Annotated in this window: 18 protein-coding genes and 1 pseudogene; 12 read left to right on the top strand and 7 right to left on the bottom strand. The window is 71.9% G+C overall.

Annotation, left to right across the window (positions count from 1 at the left end; genetic code table 11):
- Positions 1-11: 11 nt before the first annotated feature.
- The 8 genes from ABZ570_RS01480 to ABZ570_RS01445 all read left to right on the top strand — a co-directional run bounded on the left by ABZ570_RS01480 (position 12) and on the right by ABZ570_RS01445 (position 6,223).
- Positions 12-740 carry a DUF2071 domain-containing protein gene (locus ABZ570_RS01480; protein WP_358055537.1) on the top strand — a complete coding sequence of 243 codons (729 nt, stop codon included), beginning with the start codon at positions 12-14 and terminating at the stop codon, positions 738-740.
- Positions 741-945: 205 nt separating this feature from the next.
- Positions 946-1,113, top strand: coding sequence for a hypothetical protein (locus ABZ570_RS01475; RefSeq protein ID WP_358055534.1), 168 nt, complete (start codon positions 946-948; stop codon positions 1,111-1,113).
- A 169-nt stretch (positions 1,114-1,282) separates the two neighbouring features.
- Positions 1,283-2,035 carry a zf-HC2 domain-containing protein gene (locus ABZ570_RS01470; RefSeq protein ID WP_358055532.1) on the top strand — a complete coding sequence of 251 codons (753 nt, stop codon included), beginning with the start codon at positions 1,283-1,285 and terminating at the stop codon, positions 2,033-2,035.
- Positions 2,036-2,145: 110 nt separating this feature from the next.
- Entirely contained in the window at positions 2,146-2,757 is a 612-nt protein-coding gene (locus ABZ570_RS01465) for a copper resistance CopC family protein (protein WP_358055530.1), read from the top strand.
- A gap of 165 nt (positions 2,758-2,922) precedes the next feature.
- Positions 2,923-4,941, top strand: a complete 2,019-nt coding sequence (locus ABZ570_RS01460; RefSeq protein WP_358055528.1) for a cytochrome c oxidase assembly protein — start codon at positions 2,923-2,925, stop codon at positions 4,939-4,941.
- Positions 4,942-4,977: 36 nt separating this feature from the next.
- Positions 4,978-5,178 (top strand): hypothetical protein, encoded by a 201-nt coding sequence (locus ABZ570_RS01455; protein ID WP_358055526.1) that lies wholly within the window; start codon positions 4,978-4,980, stop codon positions 5,176-5,178.
- A gap of 87 nt (positions 5,179-5,265) precedes the next feature.
- Positions 5,266-5,835 carry a Chromate resistance protein ChrB gene (locus ABZ570_RS01450; RefSeq protein ID WP_358055522.1) on the top strand — a complete coding sequence of 190 codons (570 nt, stop codon included), beginning with the start codon at positions 5,266-5,268 and terminating at the stop codon, positions 5,833-5,835.
- Positions 5,828-6,223: a DUF1232 domain-containing protein gene (locus tag ABZ570_RS01445; RefSeq protein ID WP_358055520.1), complete on the top strand. Its 396-nt coding sequence runs from the start codon at positions 5,828-5,830 to the stop codon at positions 6,221-6,223. The genes ABZ570_RS01450 and ABZ570_RS01445 overlap by 8 nt, the downstream gene beginning before the upstream one ends.
- 179 nt (positions 6,224-6,402) lie before the next feature.
- On the opposite strand, the gene ABZ570_RS01440 is transcribed toward ABZ570_RS01445, so the two are convergent.
- Positions 6,403-7,074 (bottom strand): hypothetical protein, encoded by a 672-nt coding sequence (locus tag ABZ570_RS01440; RefSeq protein ID WP_358055517.1) that lies wholly within the window; start codon positions 7,072-7,074, stop codon positions 6,403-6,405.
- Between the two features lie 213 nt (positions 7,075-7,287).
- Here ABZ570_RS01440 and ABZ570_RS01435 point away from each other — a divergent pair, with 213 nt between their 5' ends.
- From ABZ570_RS01435 to ABZ570_RS01425, 3 genes are read left to right on the top strand one after another with little or no spacing between them, the layout of a single operon-like run.
- Complete coding sequence (locus ABZ570_RS01435; RefSeq protein ID WP_358055515.1) at positions 7,288-7,506, top strand: hypothetical protein; 219 nt, start codon at positions 7,288-7,290, stop codon at positions 7,504-7,506.
- Between the two features lies 1 nt (position 7,507).
- Positions 7,508-8,104: a GTP cyclohydrolase I FolE gene (gene folE, locus ABZ570_RS01430; protein WP_358055513.1), complete on the top strand. Its 597-nt coding sequence runs from the start codon at positions 7,508-7,510 to the stop codon at positions 8,102-8,104.
- A 24-nt stretch (positions 8,105-8,128) separates the two neighbouring features.
- Positions 8,129-9,394, top strand: coding sequence for an FAD-dependent oxidoreductase (locus tag ABZ570_RS01425; protein ID WP_358055510.1), 1,266 nt, complete (start codon positions 8,129-8,131; stop codon positions 9,392-9,394).
- Positions 9,395-9,459: 65 nt separating this feature from the next.
- Here the strand turns inward: ABZ570_RS01425 and ABZ570_RS01420 are convergent, their stop codons facing one another.
- From ABZ570_RS01420 to ABZ570_RS01400, 5 genes and pseudogenes are all read right to left on the bottom strand, one after another.
- The gene (locus ABZ570_RS01420; protein ID WP_358055508.1) at positions 9,460-11,250 is read right to left on the bottom strand and encodes a glycoside hydrolase family 15 protein; all 1,791 of its coding nucleotides are present in this window, start codon (positions 11,248-11,250) and stop codon (positions 9,460-9,462) included.
- Between the two features lie 115 nt (positions 11,251-11,365).
- Positions 11,366-11,842 (bottom strand): hypothetical protein, encoded by a 477-nt coding sequence (locus ABZ570_RS01415; protein WP_358055506.1) that lies wholly within the window; start codon positions 11,840-11,842, stop codon positions 11,366-11,368.
- Between the two features lies 1 nt (position 11,843).
- A complete protein-coding gene (locus ABZ570_RS01410; protein WP_358055504.1) occupies positions 11,844-11,969 on the bottom strand; it encodes a hypothetical protein in 126 nt (41 codons plus the stop codon).
- 160 nt (positions 11,970-12,129) lie between these two features.
- On the bottom strand, positions 12,130-12,285 hold the full coding sequence (locus ABZ570_RS01405; protein WP_358055502.1) for a multicopper oxidase domain-containing protein: 156 nt from the start codon (positions 12,283-12,285) through the stop codon (positions 12,130-12,132).
- A gap of 22 nt (positions 12,286-12,307) precedes the next feature.
- Positions 12,308-12,433 (bottom strand): annotated as a pseudogene (locus ABZ570_RS01400) (multicopper oxidase domain-containing protein); the annotation flags it as partial.
- Between the two features lie 212 nt (positions 12,434-12,645).
- Here ABZ570_RS01400 and ABZ570_RS01395 point away from each other — a divergent pair.
- Complete coding sequence (locus ABZ570_RS01395) at positions 12,646-13,017, top strand: metalloregulator ArsR/SmtB family transcription factor (protein WP_358055500.1); 372 nt, start codon at positions 12,646-12,648, stop codon at positions 13,015-13,017.
- A 408-nt stretch (positions 13,018-13,425) separates the two neighbouring features.
- Here ABZ570_RS01395 and ABZ570_RS01390 read toward each other — a convergent pair whose 3' ends face one another.
- Positions 13,426-14,355: an NmrA/HSCARG family protein gene (locus ABZ570_RS01390; protein ID WP_358055497.1), complete on the bottom strand. Its 930-nt coding sequence runs from the start codon at positions 14,353-14,355 to the stop codon at positions 13,426-13,428.
- Positions 14,356-14,448: the final 93 nt, after the last annotated feature.

The raw sequence follows: 14,448 nt of genomic DNA, 5'->3' as shown, positions 1-14,448 counted from the left end.
AGGAAGAGCTGATGGAGGCTCCGCCGTCGCCGAAGGTGGCACGACCGGTCATGTACCACCGCTGGAGCTGGATTACGTTCATCCACTGGCGCTGCCCACCGTCGGTGCTGCAGTCGATGCTGCCGTCCGGGTTGACGGTGGAGACCTTCGACGGATCCGCCTGGGTCGGGTTGACGCCGTTTCTCATGCAAGGGGTGCGCGCGCCGGGGCTGCCGGCCGTGCCGTGGTTGTCGGCCTTTCCCGAGACCAACGTCCGCACGTACGTCCAGGACCAGTGGGGACGGCAGGGGATCTGGTTCCTGTCGCTGGACGCGGCCCGCATGCCCGCGGTGCTGGCGGCCCGGCTCGGCTACCGGTTGCCCTACCACTGGTCGGCCATGACGGTACGGATCGACGGCAAGGACGTCGCCTACCGCTGTGAGCGCCGCTGGCCCGGCCCTCGGCCCCTGCGATGTGACGCCGAGGTCCGGCTGGGCCCACCGCTACGCGAGCCGGACCGCGACGAGCTCGCGCACTTCCTCACCGCCCGGTTCCGCCTGTTCACGGTCATCGCGGGCAAGCTCGCCACGGCCGTTGTGGAGCACCCGGCGTGGCCGCTGCGCCACGCCGAGTTGCTCCGGCTCGACCAGAACTTGTCAACCGGGGCGGGACTGCCTCCGCCCGCCGGCGATCCCCTGCTCCACGCGTCCCTCGGCGTTCCGGTACGCGTGGGAAGTTGGCATCGGCTGGAACGGTCGTGAGGCCTCGCCCTCCCTGACCTCGTCTTCGTTCATCTGTGCGAATGGGTGCCGTGTCGCGCTGGCGCCGGCCCGTCCGGCTGCCTCGTCACCGCCGCCGCAGCCGACCGACTCGCCCACGTCGAGTTGCACGTCGGCAAGCACGGCTCCACCCTCGCCGGCCTGACCGACGCCCTGTCGACCGCGATCACCACCGGGCTGCGCGCTGGTGTCCGAGTTCGTGGCAGAACTGCGGCACACCCGTTACGCCCCCGCCGGCCGCACCGGCGATCCAGAGGTGCCGGAGGCCACCTCGCTCGGCGACTACCTCGCACGCCGGCTCGCCTGGGCCGGCGGCGACCTACGACGACGGGGGGCGCAGCCGGCCAACAACTGAGGCACCCGACGTCTCCCGGCAACGACCGGCCCGGCACCGCCACGCCGAGCGATGGCCCGGGCAGACCGGCCGCACGCCGCGGGCTGAATTTGGCTCGACCTGTGGCGATGTGACCCGGGACGCACCGAAATGGTGGAACCAACCGGGCCGTGGCCGCGACTACCGGTACATGGGGTGTGAGCAGTGGCGTGAGGTCCTGTCCGCGCAGCTGGACGGTGAGGCGACCGGCGCCGAGCAGGCCGGGGCCGACGCGCACCTCGACGAGTGCGCCGGCTGCCGCACCTGGCTGGACCAGGCCGCAGCGATAACGCGGCGGGCCCGGCTGACCGTCGCCGCCCCGGGGCCGGACCTGGCCGACACCATCCTCGCCGCGCTGCCCGCGCCCGCACCTTCCCACCATGATTTCCGGAAGCGGGTCGTGCTCACCCTGCGGGGGCTGTTGGGGCTCCTCGGCGCTCTGCAACTGGTGCTCGGGCTGGCGCAGGTCGGCCGGGGGCCGGCCGGCGGGCACGACCACGCCGGGGTGCTCGGCGTGGGGCATCTGTGGCACGAGTCGGCGGCCTGGAACGTGGCGGTCGGGGCCGGGTTCCTGTTCGTGGCGGCGCGGCGCACGCGGCCGGCCGGGCTGGTGCCCATGTTGACCGCGTTCGTGGGCACGCTGGTGCTGCTGTCGGTCAACGACCTGCTGACCGGGCGGGTCGACACCGCCCGTCTGGTCAGCCACGGGTTCCTCCTCGCCGGGTACGCGATCGTGGTGGCGCTGTCGCGGCCCCGCCTGCGGCCCGGCGCGCCACCGGCGCACGGCAGGAGTGACCGCTCGGGCTGGCGACTCAACGCCGACGAGGCGGCGGAACCGGCCCAGCTCCGGCTGGTCCCGCCGTACCCAGGTTCCGCTCGGGTCCGTGGCCGGCGGGCGGCCTGAGCCGGCCGCGCCGCTCCAGGCTGGTGACGTCAATCACTTTTATTCCGGAACTTTCCATTCATCCCAGTCAACCAACCAGACGGCAGACCAATCAGCGAAGGGGACCAGTCATGCCCACTCGAATCCGCCGCTCGAGCTCGGCGGGCCTCGTCGCCGCCGCGCTGGCCGGCCTCGCGGTGCTGCTGGCACCGGCCTCGCCCGCCGCCGCCCACAACTCGCTACTGACGGCCAACCCCGCCAAGAACGCTCGTCTCGCCGCGCCGCCGGCGCAGATCACCCTGAAGTTCCTGCAGAAGCTGGACCCCGCCTTCACCACCATCGTGCTCAGCGACGCCGACCAGCGGAAGGTCTCGACCAGCGAGCCCGCCGTCACCGGGACCACGGGCACGGTGACGATCAGCGAGCCGCTGGCCAACGGCAGCTACACCGTCGCCTACCGGGTCGTCTCCGCCGACGGGCACCCCGTGCAGGGCTCGTACTCCTTCACCGTCGCGGACCCGGCCGCCAGCGCCGCCGCCCCGACCGCCAGCGCAGCCCCGGGCGTGGTCGCCTCTGCTGCCGCCGACCAGGGTGCCGCCTCCTCCGCGTCGGCCAGCCCGGCGGCCTCGTCGCGCCGCTCCGACGGCTCTGATCCGATGCCGCTCGTGGCCGGCGGTATCGCCGTCGTGGCCGTTGTCGCCGGGGTCGTGGTGCTGCGGCGTCGACGCCGCGCCGGCTCCTGACCGAAGCCATCCGGACTCCGTGTACCACTCCCGCCTGCCCGCAATTTGACAGGGACAATCGACGTGCCAGAAACGCGTTCGCGCCAGTCTGACCCGCACCGTGTCCCGGACGGCTCTCGCGCCGTGCGAACACCGGCCGGAGACGGCCGAGCCCTCGAGACGCCCGTGACCGGGATCCGCTTCACCGGCCGGAAGGGCTCGGTCGCGGTGCCGGTCGTGGCCGCGATGTCAGCGGGGGCGGCACTTGTGCTCGCCCTGCAGGCCGGCGGGGCGCTCTCGGCCGCGATACCCGGCCTGCCGGATCCCGGGCCGGTCGCCACCTGGGCGCTGCCGCTGGTCCGACTGCTCGCCGACGTGCTCGCCACCCTGACGGTCGGGATGCTGGTCACGGCCGCATTCCTGCTGCCCGGGGACGGGCCGAGTGTGTCCCCGCACGGCTGGCTGCTGCTACGGCGCGCCGGCGCCCTGTCCACCGGATGGGCGGCCGCCGCCCTGGCACTGATCGTGCTGACGGTCTCGGACCTGCTCGGCCTCCCACCGCAACGACTCAGCGGGGCCGTCGTCATCAGCTTCGCGTCCTCGATCTCCCAGGGGCAGGCCCTGCTGCTGCAGGCCGGGCTGGCCCTGACCGTCGCGGTGCTCGCCCGGGTGGGCGTGTCGCGTGGGCTCGCCGCCACGGCGGCGATGCTGGCGCTGGTCGCGCTGACGCCGCCGGCGTTCACCGGGCACGCCGCGGGGGCCGGCGACCACCAGATCGCGGTCAGCAGCCTCGTCCTGCACGTGCTGGCGGCCGCGCTGTGGGTCGGCGGCCTGGCCGCACTGTTGACGGTCCGTCGCAGCCGACACGTCGCCGACGCTGCCACCCGATACAGCCGCCTCGCCCTGGGCTGCTTCACCGCCGTCGCGATCAGTGGGATTGCCAACGCCGCCGTACGCCTGGGGGCGGTGGACCAGCTCTGGCAGTCCCGCTACGGGTGGCTGGTGGGCGGCAAACTCCTCGCGCTGGTGGTCCTCGGCGCCGTCGGCGCGGCGCACCGATCCCGGACCCTGCCAGCCCTGCGCGCCGGCCGGCGTGCCGCCTTCGCCCGGCTGGCCGCCGGGGAACTCGTCGTGTTCGCCGCCACCCTGGGCTTGTCCGTGGCGCTGTCCCGCAGCCCCACACCGGTGGCCACCGACCCCACGGACGGTGACCCGCTGACCGAACTGCTCGGCTTCCCGATGCCCGCCGCCCCCACCCCGGGTAACGTGCTCGGCCAGCCCCTGCCGGACCTGTTCTTCCTCACCCTCACCGCCTGCGGGGCCGTCGCCTACCTCGCCGGCGTGCGGCGGCTGCGCCGGGCCGGGCACCCTTGGCCGGTTGCCCGCACGGCCAGCTGGCTCGTCGGCCTGCTGGTTTTCGCCGCGTTCACCGGCCTCGGCGTCGCCCGCTACGCGTACGTGCTGTTCAGCGCTCACATGGCGCAGCACATGGTGCTGTCCATGCTGGTGCCGATCCTGCTCGTCGGTGGCGCCCCGGTCACCCTCGCCCTGCGCGCCCTGCGCCGCCCGGCCGACCCGCAGGTCCGCGGTCCCCGGGAATGGCTACTTCTCGCCCTGCACAGCCGCCCCACGAAGCTGCTCACCCACCCACTGGTCGCGCTCGGCATCTACACCGGCAGCCTCTTCGGCCTGTACTTCAGCGGCCTGCTCGGCACGCTGATGCGCTCACACCTCGGTCACCTGGCCATGCTGATCCACTTCGTGGCCGCCGGCTACCTGCTGTTCTGGGTACTCATCGGCGTCGACCCGGGCCGGCCGAGAATCCCCCACCCCATCCTCGTGATCATCCACCTGGCCGCGATGATGGCCCACGGCTTCTTCGGCCTGGTGCTCATGCAGACCACCTCGATCCTGGCCCCGGACTGGTACACCGCCGTCCACCCCACCTGGGCCTCTCCCCTTGCGGTGGACCAGAAACTGGGCGCGAGCATCGCCTGGGCGTTCGGCGAGATCCCCGCCGCCGTCGTCATGATCCTCCTCGTCCGCCAGTGGATCCGGGCCGACCAGCGCGAACAGGCTCGCCTCGACCGCGCCGCCGACCGCGCCCAGGCCACCGGCGAAGACGACGAGCTGTCCCGCTACAACGCCTTCCTCGCCGCCGCCAGCCGAGTCGGCCAGAACCAACACCGGGAGCCGCGGCCGTAACATCGCCTCCCGAGTTTGGCTCAACCGCCACCAACTGTGCTGGCCGCTGATCGGCTCGGCGCTGGTGACCTCCTCACCCGACAGGTGCTGCTCCACGGCGTCGCCCTCACCCCGGCCACCCTCGCCGGCACCTGGGTCGGCAAGAGGATCGTCGGCCGGATCAGGGACCGGACCTTCGTCATCTGTGTCGAGGTCGGCTTCATCGCCGCTGGCGCACTGTTCCTCGCCGGCTTCTGACCACCTGGCCGTCGGCCATGGCCACCTCAACCCTCGGCACCCGTCCGCTGCGGCAGAGCGAATGTAGCCGTGGTTACACTCGACGGCGTGGCAAACGATTCTCCGGGCTGGCTGGTCGCCGCGATCCGGCTCCCAGCCGGCCCGTCCCGGCACCGGGTAGCGGTCTGGCGAGAGCTGCGCCGAGTCGGCGCCGTCCCGGTCAGCGGCGGCGTCTGGGCCGCGCCGGCAGCTCCCGTCTTCGCCACCGGCCTGGACCGCGTCGCCGAACTGGTCCGCCGCGCGGACGGCCGGATGCTCATGCTCGACGCCACCCCGCACGACGACGACAGCCGAAGCAGCCTGCTCGACGAGTTCAACACCGCACGCGCCGACGAGTGGACCGAGTTCGCCTCCGAGTGCGACAAGTACGAGGCCGAGATCGCCAAGGAGAAGCGCATCGGCAAGCTCACCGTCGCCGAACTCGACGAGGAAGAGCAGAGCCTGGACCGGCTACGCCGCTGGTTCCGCGAACTCAAGGCCCGCGACATCTTCGGCGTCACCGAAGGCGTCCAGGCCGAAGACCGCCTCAAACGCTGCGCCGAGGCACTCGACAGCTACGCCACCGACGTCTACAAGGCGGTGCACGCCCCGCTCGGACAGGAGCATCCCCATGCGTGACTGGCTGCTCGCCCTGGCCACCGCGATCGGGCTCCTGCTCGCCTCATGGGCGCTACTGATCCTGCTGGCCCGCCGGCTACCACCGGGCACCCTGCGCGACCTCGCCGCCTTCATCCCCGACTGCCTCACCACCGTCCGACGGCTCCGCAAGGACCCGCGGGTCCCCCGCCGGGCGAAGATCGCCGTGCTGATCGCCGGGCTCTGGGTGGCCAGCCCCATCGACCTCATTCCCGAGTTCCTGCCCGTCATCGGCCCCCTCGACGACATCGTCGTGGTCGCCCTGGCCCTGCGCTACGCCGGTCGGCAGGTCCCCCGCGACGTTCTCCTGGCCGCCTGGCCCGGCGAGCCACGACTCATCGAACGACTTCTCGGCCGGCCGTCAGCCTGACCCGCAGGAGTCGTTCACGAACTCGCCCGTACCGAATCGGCCCAGCCGCCGACCCACCGGGGTCCGGGGCCCACCGGCGAGCAGTTACCCGACCAGTCGCTGCTGGGACGCCTGCGTACGCGGCTCGATCGTGGTGGTGGCCGATCGCCATGACCCCGTGCCGAGGACAGTGGACGGCGCTAAGCACCGGGGTGATCGTTCGGCGTCAGGGCGAGTTCGACGCAGCAGCGGCCGGGGTGAGGGGCGAGGACGGCGTGCCGGTCGGTGGCGCCCAGCCCGTGGAGCAGGCCGGTGAGGAAGGCGTGGTTGAGTCCGCACACGAGGGCGGTGTGCCGGGCGGCCAGGCCGTGGAACGGGCAGTTGCGCAACAGGGTCCGGTCGGCGGCCGGGTGGGGTTCGAAACCGAGGTGGCCCAGTGCGGCGGTGAGGTCGGCGCCTTCGGCGGCGAGGGCGGCGCCGAGGGTTCGTCCGCGGTCGTGAGCATGCCGGCCGGCAGCCTGGTCCGCATGGGTGGGATCGTCGTCCACGGCGGCAGCGAGGATTTCCGCGATGAGCTGGTAGCGGCGCTCCGGGATGGTCAGGGTGACCCCTTCGCCGGCGGGTTCGTACACCTTGGGCGAACGGCCTCGGCCGCGGAGCTGCCCCGGCGGTGGCTGGTACCTGGCCTGAAGCAGGCCGGCGTTGACGAGCTTGTCGAGGTGGAACGCGGCCAGGCCCCGGGACATCCCGGTGGCGTCGCTGGCCTCTTCCCGGCTGACCGGGTGGCCGGCGCGGCGCACGTAGTCGTAGAGGGTGCGCCGGGACGGGTCGACCAGGGCGCCCACCCCGGTCCACGGGTCGTCCACAGTCACATCCCGACGCTATCACCAACTTCTGTTATTGAAATTCCTCGGCGCGGGGTGCAGGATGAGCATTATCGATAGCGCCCATTGGTGAAAACCTGGGGGTGGGTCCCGTGCATCCGTTAAAGCAGGTGAAGCGGCCGGTGACGGTGCTGGCCGGGCGGTACGGGCATCCCGTGCATCCGGCGCTGGTGGTGCCGATCGGAAGGAGGAGCGGGTCTGATGGCTGTCGCGGCATTGATTGCGTGGCTGGTCACCGCCGTCGGCGGGTTCGTCATGCTCGGCCTGTGGGTGTCGCGGGGCGGGCACCGTCCGGGCAGCGGCACGCGACTGGCGCCCGGGCTGGTGTTCACCCACTTCGCGCTGGCCGCGGTGGGCCTGGTGGTGTGGATCGTGCACCTGGTCATGGCCAAGGCAGCGCTGGGTGTGGGTGGCAGCTGACATGACGGTGACCCCGATGCGGGTGGCCCGCCAGCGGCCCGCGCGTGATCTGGCCGCCGCGGAACGAGCGGCGGCGGCGTTCCTGACCGCTCTCGGAGTGGACCTCGACCGTGACGGGCTGACCGCCACGCCGGGGCGGATGGCCCGCGCGTACGCGGAGTTGCTGACCCCACGCGAGTTCGCGCTGACCACCTTCGACAACGACGAGGGCTACGACGAGCTGGTTGTGGCGCGGGCCATCCCGATACGGTCGGTGTGCGAGCATCATCTGCTGCCGTTCGTCGGCGTCGCACACGTCGGCTACCTGCCCGGCGCACGGATCCTTGGTCTGTCGAAGCTGGCCCGGGTGGTGGAGCTGTTCGCGCACGGCGCCCAGGTGCAGGAGCGGCTGACCAAGCAGATCGCGGAATGGCTCACCGAACACCTGCAGCCGAAGGGCGTCGGGGTGGTCGTCGAGGCCGAGCACCTGTGCATGACCCTGCGCGGGGTGCAGGCGGTCGGGGCTACCACCGTCACGTCCAGCCTGCTGGGAACGCTACGCGACGACCCGCGCTCCCGCGCGGAGTTCTTCGCCCTGACCGGCCTGCACACCGGCTGACCACTGTCTGCTGAGGAGCTCACCATGGTTGACTCGCCCGCGTACGTCATTGTCGGGGCATCGCTCGCCGGGGCGAAGGCCGCCGAAGAACTACGCGCCGCGGGGTTCGCCGGTCGCGTCCTGCTCATCGGCGAGGAGAAGGAGCGGCCGTACGAACGGCCGCCGCTGTCGAAGGGGTACCTGCTCGGCACCGACCCGCGGGACAAGGCATACGTGCACGAGCCCGGCTGGTACGACGCCCACGGGGTGGAGCTGCTGCTCGGGGTGCGAGCCGCCGGACTCGACCGGGCCGCTCACACCCTCCTGCTGTCCGGCCGAGACCCGGTCCGCTACGACAAGCTCCTGCTGGCCACCGGGTCGCGGGCACGCCGCCTCGACGTGCCCGGCGCCGACCTGCCCGGAGTGCGGTACCTTCGCGCACTGCCCGACGCCGACGCGCTGCTCGCCGACCTGCGTACGGCGAAGCGGGTGGTGGTGGTCGGCGCGGGATGGATCGGCCTGGAAGCTGCGGCCGCAGCCCGTCACCACGGCGCGGACGTGACGGTGGTGGAGGTGGACCGGGCGCCGCTGCGGCGGGTCCTCGGCGACGACGTTGCCGCGGTGTTCGCCGCCCTGCACCGCGCCCACGGCGTCGCGTTCCACTTCGACGCCGGGGTACGTCAGTTCCGGGCCGGCGCCGAGGGCCACCTCGCCGCCGTGGTGCTCACCGACGGCACCGAACTGCCAGCCGACCTCGCCATCGTCGGCGTCGGGATCACCCCGGCCACCGACCTCGCACTCGCCGCCGGGCTGACCGTTGACAACGGCATCGCCGTCGACGCCGGGCTGCGCACCAGCGACCCCGACATCTACGCGGCAGGAGACGTCGCGGCGCTGGCCCACCCGCTGCTCGGCAAGCGGATCCGCGTTGAACACTGGTCCAACGCCCTCAACGGCGGCAAGGCCGCCGCCCGCGCCATGCTCGGCGAACCCGTGACCTACGACCGGGTGCCGTACTTCTTCACGGATCAGTACGACCTGGGCATGGAATACGCGGGCTGGGTCGAACCGGGCGGCTGCGATCAGGTAGTCTTCCGCGGCGACCCGACCATCCAGGACGACACACCTCCGCAGTTCCTCGCGTTCTGGGTGTCGGCCGGGCGGGTGCTCGCCGGAATGAACGTGAACATCTGGCAGGTTCAGGACGACATCCAGGCCCTGGTACGCGCCGGCTGGGCCGGGCGGGAGGTGGACCTTCGCCGGCTCGCCGACCCGAGCGTGCCCCTGCGCGCGCTCGTCCCGGAGCTGTAGCGCCGCGCGTACCGGGCCCCGGCGCCGCACCACGGGGCTCGTTGGCGCCGGGCGCTTTCCCACAGTCAGGCTGACTCAGGAGCGATCGCGGGGGCGTCTCGTATTGCGAGTGCGGCTTGGATGAGCGCGGCGTGGGTCAGCGTCTGCGGGTAGTTGCCGAGATGGGCGCCGGTCGCGGGGTCCAGCTCCTCGGCGTAGAGGCCGAGTGGACCGGCGTAGTCGAGCAAGCTCTGGAACAACCCGACCGCCTCGTCGCGGCGTCCGGTGCGGGCGAGGGCTTGAACGAGCCAGAACGAGCAGGGCAGGAACGCCCCTTCGGTGCCGGGGAAGCCGTCACGCCCCGGCGGGTAGCGGTACAGGAGCGGACCGCCGGCGGAGAGCCTGTCCCGAATGGCGTCGATGGTGCCACGCACCCGAGGCGACTCGACGCTGTCCAGGTCCAGCAGCGGCAGGACGAGCAGGGCTGCGTCGAGGTCCTTCGAGCCGTAGCTGCGGACGTAGCTGCCCACCGTCGGGTCGAAGCCGTGCGTCCGGACCTCGGCGGCGATGGCATCCCGGGCCTCCTGCCAGCGTCGACGTTGGCGGTCCCGTAGCGGGTGAGTGTCAGCGATGCGCAGGGCTCGGTCCAGGGCGAGCCAGCCCATGAGCTTGGAGTGGACGTGCTGGGCGGGTGCGCGGACCTCCCAGATGCCGGCGTCGGGCTCCGGCCAGCAACGGGCGACCAGGTCGGCGAAGCCGCGCACCGCCCGCCACGTCTCCGGGTAGAGACGCTGTCCGGCTTGTGCGAACGCCCAGGCGGCGTCGATCACCCAGCCGTAGCCGTCGAGCTGGTGCTGGGCGGCGGCGCCGTTGCCGAACCGTACCGGGACGCTGTCGAGGTAGCCGGGCCAGCCGGGCAGCTCCCGTTCCACCGGTACGTGGCGGCCGTGAAGAGTCAGCAGTGCCGGCAGGCGTGGCCGCTGCAGCCGGCTGGCGTGCAACAGCCACGCGAGGAAACCGTGGGCCTCCTCGGGTTTGCCGACGCTGAGGAAGGCACTGACGCCGATGCTGGCGTCCCGGGGCCAGACATAGCGGTAGTCCCAGTTCCGTATCCCGCCGGGGTCCTCGGGCAGTGACGTGGTGGGTGCCGCCACCGGGGCTTGCGAGGGCGAGTAGGTCAACAGTCGCAGGGTCAGCAGACTTCGTACGACGTGCTCTCGGAAGGGTAGCGACCCGTCGATGCCGACGGCCCAGGTCCGCCATCGGTTCTCGTCCTCGAGGAGCAGTTCCCAGGCCGCTGCCGGCTCGACGTGGATCAGCGGTTCGCGGTGGGCCACGGCCAGCACGAGGGTCACTTCATGGCCTGGCCTGACCGTGATCGAGGTGGGCCGACCCGGTTCGATGGCGAGCTCGGGTGCGCTGGCCAGAGAGACGGCGAGCGACCCCCACTCACACACCAGGGCCCGGCGCCGGTGCTGGACCCGGGGCCGGCGGTGGCGGGTGCCGAGGCGGGGGTCGAACTCGACGACGGCGTCGATCGCCGCCTCCTCGGCCGACAGCCGCCGCACGATCAGTGTCGTGGGCAGCAGGCGGCCGCTGACCTCGGCAACCATGGCCTCGGTGAGGGTGAGTCGGCCGCCGCCCACGCTCCATGTCGTCTCCAGGGTGGCGGAGTGCTGCCGGTAGCGCCGGTCGACGACCGTCGCCGGCCGGGCCGGGCCGACCCGGAAAGTTCCCGCGTCCGGGCCCCCGACCAACCGGCCGAACACGGGCTCGCCGTCGAAGCGGGGTACGCAGAGCCAGTCGAGCCGGCCGTCAGCGGCGACAAGGGCAGCCGTGCGCGTGTCACTCAGCAGCCCGTAGTCGCTGATCGGCATCGGTGGCCGAGGGCAGTTCACGTCCGGCCCGCCGGTCATGGGCATCGTTTCCTAACAGGTCGTGCGGGCACCGGTGGACGCAGCGCAGGACGGGGGGACGGTGGTGGGACTCGGGTCATTCGGCCTTGAGGAGCAGTCCGAGGACTACCCCGTACATGACGTGGACGACGGCCGCGACGGCCGGAGTCTGGATGCCGTAGTTGAGAGCGAGCAGGCCGGGCGGCTCCAGCACGGCAGTGCTGGCCGGGCCCGCCCGCTGCGAGGCCATGCGTGGGTGGACACCCGGAAGCAGCGGCAGGAGCACCGTCAGCGCGATCCCGACGTGCAGCATCCCGAACAGCGCTCCGATCCACCAGGTGGCGTGGTGCAGCAGGGCGAACGTGGCCGCGTAACCGAGAGCGAAGCCCTGACCGGCACCGAGGTGGATGAAGAACCCGACGACCCGGGCGCGGTCGGGATCCTCGGTGACGAGGGTTCCGAGCACCAGGGGAAGGTCGAGACGCGTGAGGCCGGCCAGTTGAGCAGCGATCAGCGCTGCGGTGAGCGCCGCGGTGGCGACCAACCCGAACAACGCCCATCCGGCCCAGTCCATCTCAGCAGCGGTTGACGTCGCCCACGTTCCCCGTCCGCACGGCGAGCGTTCCGGCGTAGGCGAAGCGGGAGTTGGTGACGTCAGCTCTCCCGACGTCAATCGGCACGGACGACGTCCTCTCGGTCATCGGCCCACCATTCGGCCGGGCAATGTGAAGGTTCCTAGCGGTTCATCGGGGCGTCGGCTCGCACCGACCTGCGGCGACAGTGGCGCCTCCGGCCTCCCACCATAAGCCACCGGACCTGCGACAACGGCCTGCTCGCCGAGATGCCCGTGGTGCGCAAAGATCAGGTGATCTCGAGGTTGGCCATCCTTCCCATGTCCTCGTGTTCGGCGTTGTGGCAGTGGACGGGACAGCGGCCGCGGTAGCCGTCGAAACGCGTGATGATCTCCGCCGAATCGCCTGGCCGCAGGGAGACGGTGTCCTTGGAGGCCCACGCCATGGGGCAGCGGTGGCCGGCCGCCGCGCGAGAGCACCTGAAAGCCGACCCGATGGAGGTGGACGGGATGGTGGACGCCGGCGACCAGCCGCCACACTTCGACATCGCCGAGCCGGACGGTGACATCGGAGCGGGCGGGGTCGAACGGCAGGCCGGCTATCAGCCGGCCATGATCACCGCACGCATGCGTCCCGCGCGGACGAGATCGCAGGCGACCCGATCAGGCACATCTGGGAGGTACGTAATCCCGACAAGCTCGGTCGGCGGCTCGTAACCTCGCCGGCCCGGCCACAGCATCCATCGCCATCGCCATCGGGGTCTCGGTTCCGATTTCGCCAGCCTATCGCCCGTGTAAATGCAACGATGGAGGGCGTGGGAACTGCGAAAACTGCTATGCCTGCTATCTCGCCGCTGGCCGGCGAGCCGATCAAGCGTGCCGACGCCGAGCGGCTCGCGGGAGTGCTGAAGGCATTCGCCGACCCGGCCCGACTGCGGCTGCTCAGCCTGATCCAGTCCGCTCCGCAGGGCGAGGCGTCCGTGAGTGACCTCACCGCGCCGCTCAAGCTCTCCCAGCCGACCGTGAGTCATCACCTTCGGATCCTCACCGAGGCCGGCCTGCTCGAGCGCGAGAAGCGCGGCGTCTGGGCGTACTACCGGCTGGTGCCGTCCGCGATCGCGGCGGTGGCCGACCTGTTGACGCCGCCCCGCAAGCGGGCGACGAAGAGGACTCGCTGAGCGTCTCGACGGACCGCGCCGTCGTGGCGAGCGGGCATGATGATCCGGTACGCATCACCCTCGCCTCGTGGCGTCCTTCCGCATGCCTGTGAACGCTCCTCGCGTACCCGCCATCGCCCGCACCGGGGCCACGCCCGCCGTCCGGCGGTGGCCGCACCGCCCGCCCAGCACGCCGGCTGGGACACCAGCAACTGCGCACGCAGTACGCACCCTGACCACCGGCGCCGGTGTCCGTCGCGCCGCCGGCCCGGCCGCGGTCATCGACCGGCGGGCGGGAGGGGCTCAACCTGGACCGCAGCGGGTGGTACCGAAACGCGCGGGGCCGGCGTGACCGGCGGCGATTCCCTACGTCACCCAAGCCCGGACCGGTGCCGAGCATGGTGGTGGCGACGTTCCCGCCGGGAGTGGTCACGGAACGGATCCGAACGTCTGGTGGGCCCAGTCGGCGAAGCTGGTCCAACCAACCTCGGGGTGGGCGGCATGCAGGGCGGCGATGTCGACCTGGTAGCCCGGCCCGTTCAGGAACGCCCACATCGCGTGCATGTCCGGATCGCCGATGGCGGCCAGCGGCACCTCCTCATGGCGTACGTCCCGTCCCAGCGCCGCACTCAGCGCGGCCGCCATCCGGCCGGGAGTAGGGGCATCGCTGGCCAGCTCGATGCGCCGCCCGACGTAGGGAGCGGGGTCGAGTAGCACCTGCGCGGCGAAGACGCCAAGGTCGGTGCGGGCAAGCTGCTGCAACGGTCGATCCGCCGGCAGCGGCAGATCGAGTACCCCGCTGCGAATGCGGTCCGCCCCGCCGAGGGCGTTGTCGAAGAAGTACGTCGGCCCCAAGATCGTGTAGGGGACGTCGCCCGCCGCCAGCTCGGTTTCGATGCGTGCCTTGCTGTCGAAGTGCGGCACACCGCTTCCCTGGTCGGCGCCGGCCACCGAACTGAACGCCAGGTGGGGCACTCGAGCTTCGCCGGCGGCTGCCAGGATCGCCCGCCCCTGGGCCACCTCGGCATCCACGCCCGCCTCGAATGGGGTCGTGAGCGCGAAAGTGGCCCTCGCGCCCGCCATCACCGTCGCCAGCGAACGGCGATCATCCAGCGATCCCCCGACCACCTCGACACCCCGGTCGGCCAGCCGGCGAGCCGCCCCGCGCTTCGGGTCGCGCACCAACGCCCGCACCCGGGCCCCGCGGGCCAGCAACGCCTCGGTAACGGCGCTGCCCTGACCGCCGGTCGCCCCGAGCACCAGGATCGGCCCATCGGCCATCAGAGACACCTCTTCCCGGCGAGCAAGCAGGGCGACCGGCTGTCGCCGCGCTCCACCGTATCCGGCCGCCTGGGCCATCACCCCACCTTGCGCACGATCGCGCGACCGCGGTAACGGCCTCCTGGCGCTATCGGGTCGACGGCGCGCATCCCCCGATGCTGTACGTCAATT

Origin of the sequence: Micromonospora sp. NPDC007271, assembly GCF_040634005.1 — a bacterium.
Taxonomy (GTDB): domain Bacteria; phylum Actinomycetota; class Actinomycetes; order Mycobacteriales; family Micromonosporaceae; genus Micromonospora.
Note: the sequence above shows the minus strand (reverse complement) of the source record. Positions and strands in the feature narration are given on the sequence as shown.

Coding starts and splice junctions, on each gene's coding strand:
- ABZ570_RS01470 (WP_358055532.1), top strand. CDS start 1,283: ATGGGGTGTGAGCAGTGGCGTGAGGTCCTGTCCGCGCAGCTGGACGGT.
- ABZ570_RS01445 (WP_358055520.1), top strand. CDS start 5,828: ATGCGTGACTGGCTGCTCGCCCTGGCCACCGCGATCGGGCTCCTGCTC.
- ABZ570_RS01425 (WP_358055510.1), top strand. CDS start 8,129: ATGGTTGACTCGCCCGCGTACGTCATTGTCGGGGCATCGCTCGCCGGG.
- ABZ570_RS01420 (WP_358055508.1), bottom strand. CDS start 11,250: ATGCCGATCAGCGACTACGGGCTGCTGAGTGACACGCGCACGGCTGCC.
- ABZ570_RS01480 (WP_358055537.1), top strand. CDS start 12: ATGGAGGCTCCGCCGTCGCCGAAGGTGGCACGACCGGTCATGTACCAC.
- ABZ570_RS01390 (WP_358055497.1), bottom strand. CDS start 14,355: ATGGCCCAGGCGGCCGGATACGGTGGAGCGCGGCGACAGCCGGTCGCC.
- ABZ570_RS01410 (WP_358055504.1), bottom strand. CDS start 11,969: ATGACCGAGAGGACGTCGTCCGTGCCGATTGACGTCGGGAGAGCTGAC.
- folE (WP_358055513.1), top strand. CDS start 7,508: ATGACGGTGACCCCGATGCGGGTGGCCCGCCAGCGGCCCGCGCGTGAT.
- ABZ570_RS01465 (WP_358055530.1), top strand. CDS start 2,146: ATGCCCACTCGAATCCGCCGCTCGAGCTCGGCGGGCCTCGTCGCCGCC.
- ABZ570_RS01435 (WP_358055515.1), top strand. CDS start 7,288: ATGGCTGTCGCGGCATTGATTGCGTGGCTGGTCACCGCCGTCGGCGGG.
- ABZ570_RS01415 (WP_358055506.1), bottom strand. CDS start 11,842: ATGGACTGGGCCGGATGGGCGTTGTTCGGGTTGGTCGCCACCGCGGCG.
- ABZ570_RS01395 (WP_358055500.1), top strand. CDS start 12,646: ATGGAGGGCGTGGGAACTGCGAAAACTGCTATGCCTGCTATCTCGCCG.
- ABZ570_RS01405 (WP_358055502.1), bottom strand. CDS start 12,285: ATGGCGTGGGCCTCCAAGGACACCGTCTCCCTGCGGCCAGGCGATTCG.